This is a genomic window from Lysinibacillus phoenicis (assembly GCF_047238325.1).
Lineage (GTDB): Bacteria > Bacillota > Bacilli > Bacillales_A > Planococcaceae > Lysinibacillus > Lysinibacillus irui.
The window spans coordinates 3,432,115-3,450,650 of record NZ_JBDFMP010000002.1 but is presented as its reverse complement, the minus strand read 5'-3'; the positions used below and the strand labels follow the sequence as shown (position 1 = coordinate 3,450,650).

At 36.1% G+C, this 18,536-nt stretch carries 20 protein-coding genes; 5 read left to right on the top strand and 15 right to left on the bottom strand.

Going from position 1 to position 18,536, the window contains the following annotated elements; all coding sequences use genetic code 11:
- Positions 1–170 precede the first annotated feature (170 nt).
- The 4 genes from cuyB to ABC382_RS18635 form a co-directional block, all read right to left on the bottom strand.
- Positions 171–872, bottom strand: coding sequence for a cysteate racemase (cuyB, locus tag ABC382_RS18650; RefSeq protein WP_274794541.1), 702 nt, complete (start codon positions 870–872; stop codon positions 171–173).
- Positions 869–2,101 (bottom strand): carboxylate--amine ligase, encoded by a 1,233-nt coding sequence (locus ABC382_RS18645; protein ID WP_322611948.1) that lies wholly within the window; start codon positions 2,099–2,101, stop codon positions 869–871. The genes cuyB and ABC382_RS18645 overlap by 4 nt, the downstream gene beginning before the upstream one ends.
- Before the next feature lie 61 nt (positions 2,102–2,162).
- Positions 2,163–3,152, bottom strand: a complete 990-nt coding sequence (locus ABC382_RS18640) for a C39 family peptidase (RefSeq protein WP_322611947.1) — start codon at positions 3,150–3,152, stop codon at positions 2,163–2,165.
- A gap of 188 nt (positions 3,153–3,340) precedes the next feature.
- Complete coding sequence (locus ABC382_RS18635) at positions 3,341–4,837, bottom strand: class I adenylate-forming enzyme family protein (RefSeq protein WP_312507228.1); 1,497 nt, start codon at positions 4,835–4,837, stop codon at positions 3,341–3,343.
- A 379-nt stretch (positions 4,838–5,216) separates the two neighbouring features.
- Between ABC382_RS18635 and ABC382_RS18630 the strand changes: the two genes are divergently transcribed.
- Entirely contained in the window at positions 5,217–5,819 is a 603-nt protein-coding gene (locus tag ABC382_RS18630) for a metallophosphoesterase family protein (protein WP_322611946.1), read from the top strand.
- 44 nt (positions 5,820–5,863) lie between these two features.
- Here ABC382_RS18630 and ABC382_RS18625 read toward each other — a convergent pair whose 3' ends face one another.
- The 6 genes from ABC382_RS18625 to ABC382_RS18600 all read right to left on the bottom strand — a co-directional run bounded on the left by ABC382_RS18625 (position 5,864) and on the right by ABC382_RS18600 (position 9,548).
- Positions 5,864–7,615 (bottom strand): methyl-accepting chemotaxis protein, encoded by a 1,752-nt coding sequence (locus ABC382_RS18625; protein ID WP_322611945.1) that lies wholly within the window; start codon positions 7,613–7,615, stop codon positions 5,864–5,866.
- 283 nt (positions 7,616–7,898) lie between these two features.
- Positions 7,899–8,483 (bottom strand): DUF305 domain-containing protein, encoded by a 585-nt coding sequence (locus ABC382_RS18620; protein ID WP_274794548.1) that lies wholly within the window; start codon positions 8,481–8,483, stop codon positions 7,899–7,901.
- A gap of 94 nt (positions 8,484–8,577) precedes the next feature.
- On the bottom strand, positions 8,578–8,769 hold the full coding sequence (locus ABC382_RS18615) for a cysteine-rich CWC family protein (RefSeq protein ID WP_274794549.1): 192 nt from the start codon (positions 8,767–8,769) through the stop codon (positions 8,578–8,580).
- Positions 8,770–8,849: 80 nt separating this feature from the next.
- Entirely contained in the window at positions 8,850–9,047 is a 198-nt protein-coding gene (locus ABC382_RS18610; protein WP_274794550.1) for a gamma-type small acid-soluble spore protein, read from the bottom strand.
- Between the two features lie 13 nt (positions 9,048–9,060).
- Complete coding sequence (locus tag ABC382_RS18605) at positions 9,061–9,270, bottom strand: hypothetical protein (RefSeq protein ID WP_274794551.1); 210 nt, start codon at positions 9,268–9,270, stop codon at positions 9,061–9,063.
- Between the two features lie 44 nt (positions 9,271–9,314).
- On the bottom strand, positions 9,315–9,548 hold the full coding sequence (locus tag ABC382_RS18600) for a hypothetical protein (RefSeq protein ID WP_274794552.1): 234 nt from the start codon (positions 9,546–9,548) through the stop codon (positions 9,315–9,317).
- A gap of 132 nt (positions 9,549–9,680) precedes the next feature.
- Here ABC382_RS18600 and ABC382_RS18595 point away from each other — a divergent pair, with 132 nt between their 5' ends.
- Positions 9,681–10,175 carry a L,D-transpeptidase family protein gene (locus ABC382_RS18595; protein ID WP_274794553.1) on the top strand — a complete coding sequence of 165 codons (495 nt, stop codon included), beginning with the start codon at positions 9,681–9,683 and terminating at the stop codon, positions 10,173–10,175.
- 54 nt (positions 10,176–10,229) lie between these two features.
- On the opposite strand, the gene ABC382_RS18590 is transcribed toward ABC382_RS18595, so the two are convergent.
- On the bottom strand, positions 10,230–10,994 hold the full coding sequence (locus ABC382_RS18590) for a DUF2935 domain-containing protein (protein ID WP_322611944.1): 765 nt from the start codon (positions 10,992–10,994) through the stop codon (positions 10,230–10,232).
- A 245-nt stretch (positions 10,995–11,239) separates the two neighbouring features.
- Between ABC382_RS18590 and ABC382_RS18585 the strand changes: the two genes are divergently transcribed.
- The gene (locus ABC382_RS18585; RefSeq protein WP_322606337.1) at positions 11,240–12,913 is read left to right on the top strand and encodes a ribonuclease J; all 1,674 of its coding nucleotides are present in this window, start codon (positions 11,240–11,242) and stop codon (positions 12,911–12,913) included.
- Between the two features lie 47 nt (positions 12,914–12,960).
- Here ABC382_RS18585 and ABC382_RS18580 read toward each other — a convergent pair whose 3' ends face one another.
- On the bottom strand, positions 12,961–13,617 hold the full coding sequence (locus ABC382_RS18580; protein WP_322611943.1) for a restriction endonuclease subunit S domain-containing protein: 657 nt from the start codon (positions 13,615–13,617) through the stop codon (positions 12,961–12,963).
- 212 nt (positions 13,618–13,829) lie between these two features.
- Here ABC382_RS18580 and ABC382_RS18575 point away from each other — a divergent pair, with 212 nt between their 5' ends.
- Positions 13,830–14,219, top strand: a complete 390-nt coding sequence (locus tag ABC382_RS18575; protein WP_274794557.1) for a helix-turn-helix domain-containing protein — start codon at positions 13,830–13,832, stop codon at positions 14,217–14,219.
- Positions 14,220–14,254: 35 nt separating this feature from the next.
- On the opposite strand, the gene ABC382_RS18570 is transcribed toward ABC382_RS18575, so the two are convergent.
- Positions 14,255–15,130, bottom strand: coding sequence for a radical SAM/SPASM domain-containing protein (locus tag ABC382_RS18570; protein ID WP_274794558.1), 876 nt, complete (start codon positions 15,128–15,130; stop codon positions 14,255–14,257).
- 191 nt (positions 15,131–15,321) lie between these two features.
- Between ABC382_RS18570 and ABC382_RS18565 the strand changes: the two genes are divergently transcribed.
- The gene (locus ABC382_RS18565) at positions 15,322–15,738 is read left to right on the top strand and encodes a hypothetical protein (RefSeq protein WP_312507233.1); all 417 of its coding nucleotides are present in this window, start codon (positions 15,322–15,324) and stop codon (positions 15,736–15,738) included.
- Positions 15,739–15,793: 55 nt separating this feature from the next.
- Here the strand turns inward: ABC382_RS18565 and ABC382_RS18560 are convergent, their stop codons facing one another.
- On the bottom strand, positions 15,794–17,197 hold the full coding sequence (locus ABC382_RS18560; protein ID WP_274794560.1) for a SpoVR family protein: 1,404 nt from the start codon (positions 17,195–17,197) through the stop codon (positions 15,794–15,796).
- Positions 17,198–17,241: 44 nt separating this feature from the next.
- Complete coding sequence (gene yhbH, locus ABC382_RS18555) at positions 17,242–18,399, bottom strand: sporulation protein YhbH (protein WP_274794561.1); 1,158 nt, start codon at positions 18,397–18,399, stop codon at positions 17,242–17,244.
- Positions 18,400–18,536 lie beyond the last annotated feature (137 nt).

The following is an 18,536-nucleotide window of genomic DNA, read 5'->3' as shown; positions in this document are numbered from 1 at the left end:
TTCCTACTTTATATGTACGAAGCAATGGACCATTCGTTTCAAAAATCAGCGGTTCCTTCCATAAAAAATCTGCCTAACCTAACACGGAAAAAGTAGCATGTCCACAACTCTTTAAAGACTTGTAGCTTACCCGTGAAAAGCAAGCAGATTCTTTTCAATTCACTCAACAACTAATCGACTAGCTCATAACCGCAAGCCAAAATGGCACATTCAGCTAATACGATTAGTGAATCGATATATATTTCATTTAATTTCAAATCCCGATTAACAATAGATAGCTCTGTACAGCCTAACACAATGCGATCACAATTTAATGCCAGCATCGCATCTTCTAGTGGTTGCCAGTCCTCCAGCGTAACATCCTTACCAGCCTTGACATAATCATAAATGATAGTCATGACATAGGCTCTCATTTCATTATCTGGTACTACTGGTGTAATGCCATATTCCTCTAAGGCTTCTTGGTACATACGAGATGTTAAGGTACCTGTCGTTGCTAAAATACCAACACGTTTTGCACCTAAGTCCGCAGCACGCTTCGCTGTTTCACGAATCATATGCAGTACTGGAATGGGTGAACCCTCTTGAATATCATGATAAAACGTATGGGCTGTATTACATGGAATAGCAATCATATCTGCCCCTACAGAAGCTAATTTTTTTGCATCCTCAATTATGACTGGAACTGGATTATCCTTCGTTTTATCTAAAATAAAAGCTGTACGGTCAGGGATATTTGTATCATTATCTATGATCGTATGTAAATGCTCCTGATCCTTTTGTGCCTTCGTACGTCTTACAATCATTTCACCAATAAACATTGTTGCAAGTGGCCCTACGCCACCAATGATACCTAAAGTTTGTTTTTTCATATATTAGACAGACCTTTGTTATTAAAATATTTCTTATATTTGCGATAAAAGCTTAAATTATCAAGCGTAACATTCAACCATCGTTTCGCATTCATATCCTTGTAATTAAAAATAGAATCTGTAGCCATCCCTTGACGAATCAAGCTTTTCGCTTCAATCACTAATTGTTCATTTTGAACATATTTGAAAAGAACACCATTTGGTACAATCGTCCAAAGATGCTTGTTTTCCACGTATGTTAACGATTGTTTACTCCCTCGAACAAAATCATCCGCTACATACTGCATAAAGTTATAGCCACTAGCTGTCACATAATAATTGGAAAGCTCATTATGTAATTCTATACTCAACAATTTATATTGACCATCACGATCATCATATTTCATATCGAATGTAGCAAAGCCTTGGAATTGTATTGCTTCAAGGAATGTCTTCACGATATCCATCAATTCCTTATTATAAGTTGTCATGATGGCTACATAACGACCTATTCCTTCTGGAGAATGCTCTTCTAAAATGGGATTGCCCACAGCAAGAAGTTTTGCTTTTCCATCTTGTCCAACATACGCATTGACAACACGCATATTAGCATCTTCTCCTGGAATATATTGCTGAATCATCAGATCATCACGATAGGCTGATTCCTTATAAATAGCATGGAATATACTGTCCTTTTCATCCTTATCATGTGCAATATATACTTTTTTCTTACCAGGAAAAATACATGCAGAATATTTTTCCATATTCATGGGCTTAATGACAATTGGATACTCAAAAGGCATGTCGAAGTTGTCATAATCATTAACCGTGCATACATGCATGGCAGGAAATTGAAAACCATATTGTGCACAAAGCTCATACATCTTTTCTCGGGTTAATAGCTGATGAGCAAGTGTAGCATCTACATAAGGAATAATGAAATCCTCTGTTAATTCTGCTTTATGCTCTACAATTTTTTTGACATAAAATTCGTCACAGGCTAGGAGCAGTAATTTTTTATCTATAAATTCCTGGGCAATTGACTTAAGTGCCGTAACAAATCGTTCTTCTATATGAAGTCTCGGTACCTCACGAAAAGTCAGTAAATCACTTTGCTGAATTTTTTCCATGTTTGTATGATTTAGTGCAAGGGGCTTTACACCATAGGCTTCGTAAAATGCTCTGGCCATGCCATAAGCATTCATTTCATCCCCAAGCAATACGGGTAAAAAAGCGTGTTCAATGGCCATTCTACTCAACTCACTTTTTGCTTTTTTTATTAGTGTAACATACTAAAGATTTATAGCTTGCTTATTTATGGACAGCTACAGCCTGTTTGCCTAACTCACGATAGCTATTAAAGAACTGATCCACATTGTATGTTACGTAGCCCTTTAACGGGTCCATTACAACTACTTTATCGCCTAAATGTCCTGTTAAAACAACAGCATGTAAATTCATAAAGGCATCCCGTGAAGTTGACTCACCTTCATAAATCCAGCCTCGTTCAGCTTTTTGTTTAGGCTTTGATAAATCCAGTGTCACCCATGTCACAACAGGAACTCCCTCACGGACTAGCTCTAAAATATCTGCCTGTGATGCCTGACTCATATTCGTTACGCGTAAATTTTCCTGTTTATTAGCAATGACTGCCTCTGCCGCTTTGACAATTGGTGCAGCAAAAACATACATCCCATGAGCCTTATCACGAGGATTGCCAGCAAAAGCTACATTTGGATTTGGTCCAAAACGTTTTCCGCCTACTGTACGTATTTCTTGCTTTGGTAAATAATGATCTGCCATTTCAAGCTTTGTCACATTCATTCCAAAATAATTTAACACGGCTGTGAGTGATGTGATTTCACAGCCATGTGGCAGTTCAGGATTTTGCATAACAACAGGTACATCTAATTCTTGCTCGTCTCTAGAAAAATGTGTTTGCAATCGATAGTACGGCTTTGTTGTATCGTACGTAAAATTCTCAATTGTTGTATATCCGACATTTGCCTCACTATTTTCTAGTGTAGTTGCAGCAATTGCATATTCTCGTCCTGCCTTTAGCTTCGAAAATATTGCTTCCCCTTCTTCAGAACCAATTGCTTCTTCTACTACATCACCTGTTTGTACATCAGTGATCGTTAAATATAAATTAGGGATAGGTGCTCCACTATTAAATTCTACTGTTAAAACTGTTAATTGGTTTTTTTGTTGTGAATCTTGCTGTGAAAATGGCTGGCAGCTAGACAGCAACATGATGATCAAAATGCCAATAAGTAAAAGGCGCTTATATCCTGTCCACAAGACAAATTCCGCTCCTATTCTAATTCAAAGAGTAATCTCTTCTCCAATTCTATTAATACAATTTGTCGTAGACTCTATTATACGATACTTTCCTAGTTGTTCCTATTAGAATAGAAGCTTATTCGAGCATGAATTCTATCACATGTAAAGCCATTATGGTGATGCATCCAAAGCGTAATGGATAATACTTAAATCGTCGTTTCTTTTGGTCGTAATGTATGCTTTAATACCTTACCAGAGGCATTCCGCGGTAGCTCAGCTAAAAATTCGATCTCATAAGGGACTTTATATTTGGCAAGTCTAGTCTGACAATAGGAGAGTATCGAATTTTCATCAAGGGATTTGTCTTCTTTTAAAACAACAAATGCTTTCGGCACCTCACCATACACTTCATGTGGTAAGCCAACCACTGCTGCTTCTAAAACTTCTGGCATTTGATATAAAACTTCCTCCACTTCGATTGGGTAAATATTTTCCCCTCCTCGAATGATCATATCCTTTTTCCGATCTACTATATACAAATAGCCTTCATCGTCAAACCGTCCTAAATCACCTGAGTAAAGCCACCCATCTCTAATTGTTCTAGCTGTTTCTTCTGGATTGCGCAAATATCCCTTCATAACCTGTGGCCCTTTTACACAAATTTCCCCTACCTCACCAGCTGGTACTGACTTACCTTCACTATCAACTACACAGACCTCTGTATGCGCTAATGGCTTACCAACGGAGCCGATTTTCGTTAAAGCATCCATATCAAGTAAGGATGTGGCCGCAGGTGAATTTTCTGTTTGACCGTATAGATTTTGAACTTTTACATTTGGAAATGCCTCTTTTACTTGTTTTACAAGCTCATAAGGCATTGGAGCTGCCCCGTAACATAATAAACGTAAATGGTTTAAGCTATGTTCCTTAAATCCAGGCGTATTTAAAATGATCGTGTACATGGATGGAACTCCGAAGAAAATCGTCGCTTCTGTTGCTGCAATTTGCGCTAATGTTTTAGTTGGTGAAAATACTTCTTCAATAACAACGGTTCCCCCTTGATAAAACATCGGCATAGCAAAAACATGCAGGCCAGCACAATGAAATAAAGGTGTGCAAATAAACATCTTATCCTTGCTCGACATGTTCATAGAAGCAGACCAAATTTCTGCTGTAGCCGCAATATTATGATGGGTGAGCATGACACCTTTTGGTTTACCAGTTGTACCAGAGGTATACATAACAACGGCTGTATCATCCGCCACCAATGGAACGATCGTTCTTTCACGATCCTGTTGTTCAATCCTATTATTCATTTCCTGAAGTTCAATAGCATGTTGGAACGAATAGGAAACATCCTTCAATGTTTCTGCTAATCTTTCATCATAGATTAGTCCCTTTGCCTGTGAGTGATTAAAAATATAATCAACCTCTGGTGCCGCTAATTTAGTGTTAATGGGCATCACGATAAAGCCTGCTAATTGAACACCTAAATAAGCGATTAAAAACAAATCGGAATTAAGCGTATATAATGCAATTACATCCTCTTTTTCATAACCTTGCTCCTGTAAGTAAGCAGCAAATCGATCAACACGTTGATAAAGTTCACGATAACTTAGCTTTTTTCCATCATACAAGGTTGCTATCGTATTTGGTTGCTGTACAGCATAGTTTTCAAGAATATCTGTCATGCACGTCGTCATTATAAGCCCTCCAAAAGTTCATTTTTTAATCCGAGATAGAGTAAATTAATTCGCCTCAACATTCATGCATCCAGAATTCTTCAATCCGTCCCATACATTTGAGTGGAACCTTTGGGATAACATGATGTCCCTACACTTTCATTGCCATATACACGTTTAACAGGTCTTCCCTATTTACATGGAATACCGCTAAATTAACACCAGCACACAAAATCAATAAAATTCAGAAAATTATGATTATATTTTAACAAGCAATGAATTTCTTGGCAATTTTCCTCACGTTCAAATTAAAGAAATATTCTTAGACGTTTTACTTTTCTAGTAATTTCTAATAGGTGTATGATGTTTGTACGATTATTAAAGGAAAGGCCGGGTTTACATGCTTTATGCACTTTTAGGAGATTTACATTCTAATATAGAAGATACTAAAGCTGTTCTTGCTCATATACAACAAACAGCAGAGGAAGCAACCATCATTGGGTTAGGTGATTTATATGAATGCACTGTTAGTAAGAAAAAGGCGCAAACTATGTCTGGCTTGTCGTTGGAAAAGGCAGCCATAGTAGAAGATGAATTTGAAGAACTACTAACCTTCCCGTCTATACGAGGCAATCAAGAAGAACGCATTACTCAAGTTACAGGCATCCAACGTTTTAAAGCTTTACCTGAGTCAATGGAGATAGATGGTGCGACACTTATGCACGGACATCAATTTAAGTGGAACGTCAACTGGCAACCTACATTTCCTCCTTTTCATCAACCATTGTTATTCTTTGGTCATAGCCATGAATCGGGACTCTATCATCAGCAAAAAAAATTACCTATCCGTATTCGTTACGGCCAACCGATTGCAATACAAGAGAAACAATATGGGGTTAACGTAGGTTCAGTTATTGACCACCGTGAATGGTGTCTCTATGATAGTAAAAAACGGACAGTGACATTTATGTGTGTCCCCACTACTATAAACGTAACTGAATAGCAAACATAAAGAGCAAGCTAGTTTTAACTAGCCTGCTCAAATTTTTAGTGTATATATTGTTTTTTACTGTTTAGTAAAATTTCCTTTAACGCCTGTAGTTTTTCTATGACAACAGAAGATTCTTCCGTAATTTCCTCCAGGTATTTCTCAGCCTCCACTCTATTACCTGTATTATATTCACGGACTGCTTTTTTAGCTATATCATGTATATGAATAAACGGTTGTTCAAGCTCTATATAGGCCCGCTCATCACCTAACAGCTTTTTGCCTGTGCCATAATACCATTCGCCAAGGCGCGATTCCTCCGGTGAACCTACGTCCTGTTCAGTCATCGCTTCAAAGCCCAGCAGTAAATTATAAATCTTCCAACGCCATAATAAATGGTCTGTAATCGCTAATTGAATAATATCCTCTTGGCTAATAATAAAGTTTTTAGAAATCGTTGTTGATCGGTATCCATCAATCATTTTACTTAGCTTATAAATGGCAGAACCCATATCAAAAACAATTACCTTACTTTTTTGCATACTCTCTGTGATTGTATGATTACGTTCAGAAATAATTGTAGCGGATTGTGCTTGTACCTTGGTTGTAGTAGCTATTTCCTCAAAACGAGCTCCTTGCTGCTGTAAATTTCTGTTTATTTCTCCAAGGGTTTGTGAAACATGTAAGGTATCCGTAACACCTTGATGTAAATCTTGTGAAAATTGTGTTGTTAAAAAACTAATATTTTGCGTAATTTGAAGTAATTCCTGGATATCTGTATGTATCGATTTAACAGATGTATTTGTATCATCTGCAAGTTTTCGCACTTCCTCTGCAACAACCGCAAAGCCTTTCCCTGCTTCACCGGCACGAGCCGCCTCAATTGATGCATTTAATGCCAACAGATTAGTTTGATCTGCAATTTTCTTAATTAATTCCATTAGTTTTGCGACGCTATTTACACGATCTACTAAACGTTTGATATCCTCCTGCATGGATTTATGCCCCTCATCGGTCGTTTGCAAAATGGATGAAATTTGTTGTAAAGATTCCAAATCCTCATTTAATTTTTTAAACGCCTGCTTTGTTTGCTCGGAAATATCACCAACAGATGTGGCGATTTCTTCAATACTTTCATCTAACTCATGCATCAATTGGTCTGCCGCAATAATCTCCTGATGTTGAATATCTTGAAATTCAATCAATTCCTTTATTGTATCTAACTGTGTATTATAAGTAATGATTTCGCCTAAACCGTTCACTACAGATCCTGCTTGAATTTCAATATAGGTCTCCAAAATAATTTGTTGGTCAATCGTTACTAAGCTATCATAAGACAATAAAACATCAAGCATTTTTTCTTGATCTCGTGATAGTTCTTTTACAATAAGCGGAATAATTAATTGATTGATCAACGTATAGGCTGAAATCATCCAATTCGGGAGTACACCAATGCGAGCATGAATGTAGGCGATTTTACGTCGTTTAAATACATAATCTAAATCTAACTCATCGTCAAATAAGCTAATAAAATGTGAATCAAATAAGCCTTTCAAACGCTCTACTGATGAATGCGTATTGATGACCTGGTTAAACTCTGGAATTTCCAGTAGACGATCATAAAAATTATCCAGTATATGCTGACGATTGTTCTCATACATTTTACGTAAAAAACCTACAGACTCCCTTCTTATTCTAGACAAAGCAAGAAAATCTAGTTTTTCTTTAAAACGTTCATTGGCCTCAATGTCTGAGTTTTTTGTTGCTGAGAAATAATCATAGTTTTGACTAATCTTCTTCCTTTTGAACATAGTTCCCACTCCTTTTCGAATCTAAAGTAAATATAAATTCCCAGTGTTTTAAAACGAATTATAGATCTTTCCTCATTACCTTCAACAAAATAAAACATATATATTTTACCAACAATAAAAAAACAAAAGTATATTCTCCAAAAATTCTTTACACTTTCTTATTTTTTTGTCCACCTTATTGACAATTTCTCATTTTCTAGATAAACACTATTTTTACGCAGAAAAAACGCTAAAATCATCATTTGACTTTAGCGTTTTTTACCGTATAAGATTAAAATTTGACCTAGCACTCGCAATCGCAATTTTGTAAGCTATCCAGTAACTTTTCCATCTCCTCTAGTTGCTCACAAAGCGTTTGAATCATGCACTTTAGAATTGGAATTAATTCTTGGCAAATACAGAATCTAAGGACATTTTGTGCTAGTCTTATACCTCCCTGATGATGGACAATCATTTCCCTTAAATAGTTAATGTTAATACTATTGGATACTGGTGGTGCACACATGCAATTAAACATTGCTTCCGTGATTTCTTTGTAAGCACACATATACTCGTATAATTCGTACTCTGAATTTTGTACGACACAACATCGATTTTGTATCGCTTCAAGACTTTCAAGCATTTCTGTATGTGTTCGAATGATTTCTAATGCGAGATCCTGTACAGGAATATTTGTTGTGTAGCGTAAAACATTTTCTGACATTTGGATTGCCGCTACTTGATGAGGAATGATTTGCTTAATAAAATTTTCTGAAATACTACAAGTAATGGTTACATAGGTCATACCCTGCATCATTTTTTTGAGGATTCGTTGATATTCCTCTAAATATGCCTTTGTTACATTACTAAGTTCAATTGGTTTAACCATTAGACACACTCCTTTCAGAGTAATGTATGCCCGCTAGGTTGTTGTGCGATAGACAATTGTACCAATTACTTAATAATTACGGATGCATCATTTCTCAATGCTTGTATTTTTCTTTATATGTATCTAAGCATGTTTGACAAATACATTTATCTGACTCTTTCTGTGCAACTTTTAAAACTTTCTCTGGAAAGTTGACTGTCATACACCAGCATTCTTTTTCACCTTTTACTAGACCACAATGGTTTTTCCCCCCACATAATGGACAACTCTCTTCTCCTATTAACAAGATGCTCACCTCCCTTACTTTACTCACCATTGTAAAGTAAAAAAGGAAGAGCACTCAATACCTTACTCCTCCCCATACATTTATTGCTGATTCTTGTGTATTTCTTGTCTTACTTCTTCAAAATCTGTATCACTATAGATAGCCGTCCCATGTCCTCCGGTTTTAGCCAATAGCGCCTTTACGTCATTATAGGATAATCCTGCCTCTGCGTTTTTTTGCTTCACTTCATTAATATTTGTACCCGCAGAGGTAAATTGGACTTCTTTTTCATCATGCATATACTTCTACCTCCTATAATTCATCAGGCTGCATTTCAATCAATTCATCGCCTTCTCTTTCCACTCTCTTATTAAGTTCTTCAATTGGAATAGCGTCTACAGTTTGCATATCCTCATGCAAATCGAAAAGACTAATGTTATCTGATTCAACCATATCAGGCTTATCTTTACTATTTAAATTCATAAACATTTTCTTTTGATGTGGTACTTTATTCATATCCATCTTGTCACACTCCTTTACCTATAATGTGTGTAGTGCTGGATATATTATGTGTTTTTCTGTTTTGTACTTTTATCAATACGATGATATTCAGATATTTGAATAACTCGTACATGCCTTGTATGCAATTCATGATAGATACCTCTACTGTCTGTAAAGGATATATATTGATCTCTTTCACTTTTAACCAATTGCTCTGCTTCTTGCTGAGATTCAATATAAATAAATCTTCTCACATAATGCATCTCATCAAAAAAATAAGTAATCTTAAATTCCTTCATTCTCAATGCTCCTTGGCTATACATGGTACTCTATATTCTATCCAAAGAGCTGAAAAATTTACGTTCTTAAAATTACTTAAATCATTCAAGCATATAGTAAAACAATTACCAATGCTTAGGAGGAAATCAAGATTGAATCATACAGTCAAAGCGGGAGAAACACTGTCCCAAATTGCTCAAGATTATCGCACCTCTATCACATCAATCATTGCTGCTAATCCAGGGATTCAGCCAGATCATCTTTTAGTTGGTCAACAAATTGCTATTCCTGGCTTTCCCAATCCTGATACAATTCCATACCGTATTGAGATATCTACCAATAATCGTTGGCTACGCTTGTATAGAGACAATATCCTTCAAAAACAATACCCTATTGCAGTTGGACGCATGTTACATGAAACACCAGTAGGCAGTTTTATTATCATCAATAAAGCCCCAAACCCAGGTGGTCCTTTTGGAACAATGTGGATGAGCTTATCTAAAGAACACTACGGAATTCATGGCACTAATAATCCTAGTTCCATTGGGCATGCTGTTTCACACGGATGTATTCGCTTGCATAATCGAGATGTTGAAGAGTTAGCAAGTATTGTGCCTATTGGTACGGAAGTAATAATCCATCCATAATAAAAGGGCTATCTTTTTTGATGAATCAAAATAAGATAGCCTTGTTTATTATTTTTACCCATCGCTTCTAGCTTGTGCAAGCTTTGTTAAATAGTATTGCTCTTCACGCCACATATGGTCTGCCATTGGCGCTGTAAATGTGCCTAATACCTCTGCACTTAACTCCATTTCTTCTAATTCTTTTAAAAACGTCTTAAATAAAGCCATTTCGATTTCTACATCTTGATTAAAGCGCTTTAAAGCTGGAAAAGAATGCATATTTGTACGTAAATAGCCCGTTAATTCGACTGCCTTTAAATAAAATCCTTCAAAATGCTTAGCAAATGCATGACTCTTCTGCTTTAATCGTTTCTCTACACCATCTAAATCATCATTGATGATGCCTGCGTGTCCAGAGGCGTCTAAAAGCCACACTAAATGATGATGTAGCTCGTGAAAGATTGGTGGAGCCTCACCTTTTTTCAAGTAACTCAGTACATTTTGGTATTCTTCTAATTCATTAATCATGTGATTGATAAATGTAGGCGTTAAATGGATCCCAATATCACCCGACAGTTGATGTCTAAGTAGATGAAGTTTGTATTGCTTCAATTGCTCGACATTGTCATCCACTGTTACTGAAAACGAAACAGCATTTGAATCATCGAGAGAAGGAATATAAGTAAGTAGCTGTGAGAATTGTAGGATATACTGATTAGCTCTTTGAATATCACCTTTTTCTGAAGGATAAAGTGCGTCATGAATAAATTGAGCGTGGTTTTGCATGATTTCTAGCCAAAATCGATGTTCGAAAATGGCATGTTGCATAAAATTAGACAATCATTTACCCCCTTTATTTTAACTTTTTTGAGTTTAACTTTTAAGGAACAAAAAAATTTAAACAGAAACATGCTGTTCGTAAGGATATCTCTCCATTCTATTCATCGAGCAATTCAAATAGTAGCAATCCATATAAGTAAGATCGTTCATTGTAAATATCGTATAGGATGAAATATGAAAAGCTATACTACCTATGGCTAAAGAAATTTTTAATGCATTTAGTGAAAACTATAGGAGGGAATACGTTGTCTACAAGTAAACAATTATTATCTATATTCGCCCTTGGTGGCATTAACGAAATCGGAAAAAATATGTATGTAGTGCAGTATGCAGATGACATTATCATTATTGATTGTGGGGCAAAGTTTCCAGATGAGACCTTGCTTGGTATTGATTTAATTATTCCTGATATTACTTATTTACTTGAAAATAAAGAAAAAATTAAAGCTTTAATTGTGACTCATGGACATGAGGATCATATTGGTGGAGTACCTTATCTACTAAAAAAAATAAATGTACCTGTCTATGCAACTCGATTCACTTTAGGTCTTATTGAATTAAAGTTAAAAGAACATAAACTTTTAAGAGAAACCGATTTAATTGAAATTCACGCTGACTCTTCTTTACATCTAGGACAAATAGATATTAGTTTCTTTAGAACCAATCACAGTATTCCCGATTGTTTAGGAATCGTTCTAGCCACACCCGAAGGAAATGTTGTCCATACAGGAGACTTTAAATTTGATCTAACACCTGTGAATAATCAGTTCGCCGATATTCACAAAATGGCAGAAATTGGATCGAACGGAGTGTTAGTTCTTATTTCTGAAAGTACCAATGCAGAAAGGCCAGGTTTAACGCCTTCTGAACAACTTGTCGGACATCATATCGAAGAAGCCTTTTTACACGCTGAACGTAAAGTAATTATCTCAACTTTTGCTTCCAACGTTAATCGTATCCAACAAATTGTTAATGCCGCTATTACTACGAATAGGAAGTTAGCATTATTAGGTCGCAGTATGGTGAACGTCGTTGATGTTGCAATTCAACGCGGTTATTTAAATGTTCCAGAAGATATGCTGATTGATGCTCGCGAAGTTAAATACTTTCCACCAGAGGAGGTTGTAGTGCTATGCACAGGTAGCCAAGGTGAACCACTAGCCGCACTCGCTCGTTTAGCAAATGGCAACCATCGTGAAGTAAAAATCCTACCAGACGATACCGTTATTCTAGCGGCCTCTCCTATTCCAGGCAACGAGAAGGGTGTTTCTCGTATTGTCGACAATTTGTTTCAACTAGGTGCAAAAGTCATTTATGGATCTTCTAGTCATACTGGAATGCATGTTTCAGGTCATGGACATCAAGAAGATTTGAAGCTTATGTTAACATTCATGAAGCCTAAATTTTTTATTCCTATTCATGGTGAGTACCGTATGTTACATCAACATCGTTTATTAGCTGAAGCCGTTGGCGTTCAAAAGGGACATACATTTATTATGAAGAACGGTGATGTCGTTGATATTGAAAATTCAAAGGCAAGACAAACACGTAAAATTCCAGCTGGTGATACGTATGTTGACGGTATCGGAATAGGAGAAGTCGAAGGAATTGTTCTACGAGATCGCAAACAGTTATCAGAAGATGGAATGCTTGTCATTGTTTTGACACTTAATAAAACAGATGGTGCTTTTATTTCCGAACCAGATACTATTTCACGAGGTTTTGTTTATGCAAAGGATTTCGAGGAGCTCTTAAATAAGGTCAATGTCCTTACTAAAGAAATAGTCAATGAGCTTCAAGAAGAAAATAGACAACAAATACATGTTCTACGAAGAGAAATTAAAAGGGCTGTAGGACAATATTTATTTGCACAAACGAAACGCAAGCCAATGATTTTACCGATCATTATCGAAATTTAACATGTCGGTGCAAGGATTTTTTACATCCTTTTGCACCGACTTATTTTTTATTGGTTTCCTAGCTGTCGAAGAGTGTCATTCAAAAAATCACCATTGAAAATTTTATGTAACATTTCACTATAAAGATGTTGGATCTGTTCAAAGCCATGATGTAAGTCTTTTGAATGCTGCTTTGCTTGGCTTGAAATATGATCGAAACGCTGTGGAAGCTCCTCTATCGCCATTACTAAAGAGTCTTTATTCATTGTTAAATGTTGAATAGCATTTAATAGTTGAACTATTTTAAGCTGAATATCTATAGGAGGTAATTCAAGCATTAGCCGATAAATATTACGCTTTTCCTTATTTTCTTGGTACCATTTTAAAAAATGAAATAAATAATCACTGATAACAATAGATTCATTTGGGATAATGGCAATGATACCATGTCCAATGTATATATCTTTATTACATCGATAAATGGATGCTTCCTTCAAATTTATTTTATTAAGAAGAATACTTTTCGCAGGCACTTGTAAAACGGTAAACTCATTAATCGAATAATCTATCCTAGGCACTTGACTAAAATCGTCTTCTATCAATAATTTCAGTAACGTTTCTTCAGTTATAAATGGAGTACCTTCCCTAGTAAAAAATTGATCATTCATAATTCTATTGCCAATTTGAATTTTTGCTACTTCTTCTAAAAAAACCTGTTTCACCATGTGAACCCTCCAATCCTCTGTCTCAAGTTATACCCTTTCTGTAACATTCATTAACGCATTATACCTAGTAATTCAATTAGGTCATTTGTCTAATAAAAGTTACTACTCTAAAGATTGTACCATTTTAATATAACATTTTCTCTATTATACCACTATAATAGTATAGTCAACTCCTTTGTTTTTCACTAGCTTTTAACATAGAGGTGAATCATATGTCAGATTTCTTAAAGCTAGTAGGTGAACAGCTCCGCATTATTAGATTATCCAAAGGGCTAAGTCAGGAGGAAGTGGCCGAAAGAACAGGTAAGTTAGGTTTCAGTAAAGGGCGAGTGTCTAATATTGAACACGGTCAATCAAATATTACGCTAAGTACATTGGAAACAATCATGAAGGCTTTAGATATTGCCCCTGAGGAGCTTTTTAATTTTCAAAAATTATCAGGCGTTACTGATATTGAGGAAAAGAACCTCATGCTAGACATTCATCGATCATTATTAAGAGAACGAAATTTAGACGAGGTAAAATATGTAGTTCGTATTACAAAGGATTTTTTAGATACAATTGATTCTCAATCGAAAAAAAACAGCTCCAATGGTCAATGACGCATTGGAGCTGTTTCTTTATTACGTTTTAGTCGTTACATGCCAAATTTTTGTCGATAGCCGCATTTTCTACAAAGCTCTTCAACAGCCTCTCTTCGTGAAAATCCATCTACAATTTTAGTAGCACGTTCCCCTTCTACAATTTCAGAGAAGGATTTTTCATGGACATTTCCTAAATTAATAACTCCTTCACCATCTAAGCAGCAAGGCACAACGGTCCCATCTACAAGAATTGCTGCTTGACTACGAAGTGCGTGACAAAAACCTTTTCCTTCATCCTCATGCTCGAGCAAGCTTGGCCATCTAAATTCATGATCTTGATTCAAATAAACATGAGGGGCAATTTTGACCCCTTTACCCGGCTCTACTTTTTCCTCGATGCGATAGTCAAGATTATATTCTTTTTCTAAAATTTCTAATGTCTCACGGTTGCGACGTGCTGCAATATCAGAAACATGATCCCTTTGTAAATTCCATAAACGATAAGAAATAATTGTATTATATTCTCTAGACGCTCGTACAAAAGTCAAAATATCCTCTAAATACTTTTCGCGGTTTTCGGAACCCTCATGACCATCAAAGCTATGCAATGAAAAATTAATTTGACGTAATGCTGGTTTTCCTAATATTTTTTCATGGTTCTTTTTAATCAACGTACCATTCGTTGTAATATTGACTTTAAAACCCTTTTCATGGGCAGCATCTAATAATTGATCAATTCTTGGATGTAAAAGCGGCTCTCCCTTCACATGCAAATAAATGTATTTTGTATGCGGTCGAATCTCATCTAATATTTTATTAAATTGTTCTACTTTTATAAGACCTTTTGCACGTGCCGTTGGTGGACAAAAACTGCATGCTAAATTACAGACACTAGTTATCTCTATATAAACCTTTTTAAATGTTCTCAATGTTGCTTCTCCGTTCCAGTTCGCTAAATATTCAAATCCTATTTATTTTAACAAATTTATTGTATAGATAGCAAAATTCGACGAGTTTTCATATAAACACCCTTTTCTCTATAGAACATGGCTACACGTACAAGTGATCTTACAAAGCACTAATATCCTAATAGTAATATTAAACGAAAGGAGGAGAAACGATGTCTAGCTTTAATTCAAAGAAATTTTATGGACCAGAAGAACCTGAAAACGAATCCTCTAATAAGTCAGCCAAAAACCATATAACAATTAATTTGACATTCAATATAGGAAATACAGATTTTCACTTTGCACAACGAGCAGAAGGTGGAGGACAAATCAACCATGACGTGGGGACAAATGCTAACCAAGGAGGACAAAACGCTAGTGATGGTAGTCACACCCGTAACGTCAATTCTCAATTTGCTGATGGTAATGGCAGAAGTGGCATAGCTGGTAATAATAATGATGAGGCTGGTGGGCAGCAAGGCATAAAGGTGCGGGACAGCCTAGTCATTGATAGCGATATCCACTCATCTTCTAACCATAGTGAAAGTAATGAAAAGGAAAATGATGTATTAACTGAAGAAGGTGAATAAACGATCTAAAAAACTTCTATCTGTTCGAGCAGGTTCAACAGATAGAAGCTTTTGGTTACACATTGCGTTTATAGTTTTTTGTACCATCAAAGGAGTAAAGCATTGGTTTATTATCCACATACGTCTCTAAATGAACCGGACGTCCCCACAGCTGATAAATATATGGCAATACATTTTCTAAATAATGAGGGTCTAGCTCCATTCCTTCGTAGCCATGCACTAAATAAAGCTCACCATTACGTAAATAATCACCATTTTTCACCACAATATAAGGAAAGCCACCATTGACACGCATCGATACAAGCTGATCTCGAACCATCTCATGATCCTTATCAGTAATACGATACTCATTACCTTTCTTTTGGAACAAATATAAATCTTCACGCTTCGCTAAATCCTTAGTTAAGTAGTTTCGGATAAAGGAAATATCGGATTCTACCTCTCTTACCTCAAAAATCTTTTCACGCCCCGAATTTGGCAGTACACCTAACTTCTTCATTTCCTCTGTAGGGTTATTATAGCGATTTTCAATATCTTCAAATATTTTAATCCCGAGGTAATATGGATTTATCGATGTTTTGGAGGGTTGCACGACCCCTGCATTTAATTTTGCATATTCGATGGTCTCAGCGGTTGTTAGCTTTAACTCCCGCATAATTCGTTGGTGCCAGAAGGATGCCCATCCCTCATTCATGATTTTCGTTTCTAATTGAGGCCAAAAATAAAGCATTTCCTCCCGCATCATCGTTAATATATCACGTTGCCATTCTTCCAACTCACGACTATGCTCCTCTAAAAACAACAGCAGGTCCTTTTCTGGCTGCGGCGGAAATTGCTTTAATCTGCGGCGGATAGGTTTATAAACTTTTTCCTTTTCTTCTATGCTCCACAAATCATCATATGGTGATTTTGTTGGTGGTTTTTCCTCATCAAGCTCATCGTCCTCACTCCAGGATAACTTCGGTCGTAAAATAGATGGATCAATATGTTCTTGAATCGCTAAAACTGCATCTAAAAACTGTTCAACCTCATCTTTGCCATATTCTCGTTCATAGCCAGCTATACGCTCAGCCGTTGCGGTCATGCTCTCTACCATATCTCTTCTTGTATTGGAAAAACGGACATTATTTTTAAAGAAATCACAGTGCGCTAAAACGTGGGCGATAATTAATTTATTTTGGGTCAGTGTATTTGTATCAAGTAAAAAAGCATAGCATGGATTAGAATTAATGACGAGCTCATAGATTTGGCTAAGTCCTAAATCATATTGAAGCTTCATTTTATGAAACTGTTTTCCAAAGCTCCAATGAGAAAAGCGGGTAGGCATACCGTAGGCACCAAATGTATAAATGATATCCGCTGGACAAATTTCATAACGCATTGGATAGAAATCTAAGCCAAAGCTAGTGGCAATTTCGGTAATTTCATCTATTGCTCGATGAAGCTCTTTCGTGTCCATTTTACGTCCCCTCCTTTGAACGTGATGCTAATCAAACAATCATACTATTCTTCATTTTTCTTAAAAAAGCTCTTTAAGGCATCATATACATCGCCTTTTTTTCTCAAAATATGATATCTAAATTTGGGATCATCAATTTTCTTATACGTATACATAAGTGTTGAGAAACGATTATGCTGATTGACTTCACCATAGCCAAACATGCTGGATACATCCATTAATTCTCCTACTAGTTTCAAACATTTTTCATTATCCATCGAAATATTTTCACCATCTGAAAAATGGACAGGATAAATATTGTAGCGAGATGGATGATATTTATCCTGTATCAATTCCAATGCCTTTTTATAAGCTGAAGAACAAATAGTTCCCCCACTCTCTCCCTTCGTGAAAAACTCCTCTTCTGTGACAACCTTCGCCTCCGTATGATGGGCAATAAATTCAATCTCCACCGTTTCATATTTTGACCGTAAGAACTTAGTCATCCAAAAGAAGAAACTACGTGCACAATATTTTTCAAAGGATCCCATCGAGCCACTTGTATCCATCATGGCAAGCACTACTGCTTTGGATTCTGGTTTTTCAACCTCATCCCACGTTTTGAAACGTAAATCATCATTATGGATAGGTGTTATTTCCGCTTTTCCATACATCGCATTTCGCTTTAACGCATTTAAAATGGTACGTTTTTTATCAACGTTACCCATTAACCCCTTTTTGCGAATATCATTAAACTCAATTTTTTCGGTTTTAATATCTGCCTTTTCTTTTTGCTGTAGATTGGGTAACTCAAGTTCATGAAATAAGATGTTTTGAATTTCCTCAATACTTACTTCCGCTTCATAATAATCTTGGCCAGGCTTGTCACCCGCTTCTTTTCCTTTACCTTGCGCCTGATTTGCTTTACTGCCATCCCGCGCCACTACATCTCCAACATTACTATCGCCTTGTCCTTGCCCTACATGCTTAGAGTTATCATAGTTATAACGAATTTTATATTCATCAAGTGAACGAATCGGTATTTTAATAACCTCGCGACCATTGGACATCACAATACTTTCTTCACTAACTAAATCTGGTAAATTATTTTTAATCGCATCTTTCACTTTTTCCATATGACGTTGCTGGTCTTGGTGCCCTTTACGATGGAGGGACCAATTTTCCTGAGAGATAACAAAGCGTTTATTTTCGTGTTCAGTCATTTTTATCCTCACCCATCTATCAAATTCGCTTTTTCTATACTATGCTTGTGAGCCAAATTCTTGAACTTTTTTCGTAAAATCAATTGTGCATCTAATGAAAACCTTATTTTGATAATAAAAGGAGTGCCCTAAAAATG

What these genes read in the sequence shown, in the direction of transcription:
- cuyB (WP_274794541.1), bottom strand. Translation starts at nt 872, where the DNA reads ATGAAAAAACAAACTTTAGGTATCATTGGTGGCGTAGGGCCACTTGCA.
- ABC382_RS18645 (WP_322611948.1), bottom strand. Translation starts at nt 2,101, where the DNA reads ATGGCCATTGAACACGCTTTTTTACCCGTATTGCTTGGGGATGAAATG.
- ABC382_RS18635 (WP_312507228.1), bottom strand. Translation starts at nt 4,837, where the DNA reads ATGACGACGTGCATGACAGATATTCTTGAAAACTATGCTGTACAGCAA.
- ABC382_RS18630 (WP_322611946.1), top strand. Translation starts at nt 5,217, where the DNA reads ATGCTTTATGCACTTTTAGGAGATTTACATTCTAATATAGAAGATACT.
- ABC382_RS18625 (WP_322611945.1), bottom strand. Translation starts at nt 7,615, where the DNA reads ATGTTCAAAAGGAAGAAGATTAGTCAAAACTATGATTATTTCTCAGCA.
- ABC382_RS18620 (WP_274794548.1), bottom strand. Translation starts at nt 8,483, where the DNA reads ATGGTTAAACCAATTGAACTTAGTAATGTAACAAAGGCATATTTAGAG.
- ABC382_RS18610 (WP_274794550.1), bottom strand. Translation starts at nt 9,047, where the DNA reads ATGCATGATGAAAAAGAAGTCCAATTTACCTCTGCGGGTACAAATATT.
- ABC382_RS18605 (WP_274794551.1), bottom strand. Translation starts at nt 9,270, where the DNA reads ATGGATATGAATAAAGTACCACATCAAAAGAAAATGTTTATGAATTTA.
- ABC382_RS18600 (WP_274794552.1), bottom strand. Translation starts at nt 9,548, where the DNA reads ATGAAGGAATTTAAGATTACTTATTTTTTTGATGAGATGCATTATGTG.
- ABC382_RS18580 (WP_322611943.1), bottom strand. Translation starts at nt 13,617, where the DNA reads ATGGTGAAACAGGTTTTTTTAGAAGAAGTAGCAAAAATTCAAATTGGC.
- ABC382_RS18575 (WP_274794557.1), top strand. Translation starts at nt 13,830, where the DNA reads ATGTCAGATTTCTTAAAGCTAGTAGGTGAACAGCTCCGCATTATTAGA.
- ABC382_RS18565 (WP_312507233.1), top strand. Translation starts at nt 15,322, where the DNA reads ATGTCTAGCTTTAATTCAAAGAAATTTTATGGACCAGAAGAACCTGAA.
- ABC382_RS18560 (WP_274794560.1), bottom strand. Translation starts at nt 17,197, where the DNA reads ATGGACACGAAAGAGCTTCATCGAGCAATAGATGAAATTACCGAAATT.
- yhbH (WP_274794561.1), bottom strand. Translation starts at nt 18,399, where the DNA reads ATGACTGAACACGAAAATAAACGCTTTGTTATCTCTCAGGAAAATTGG.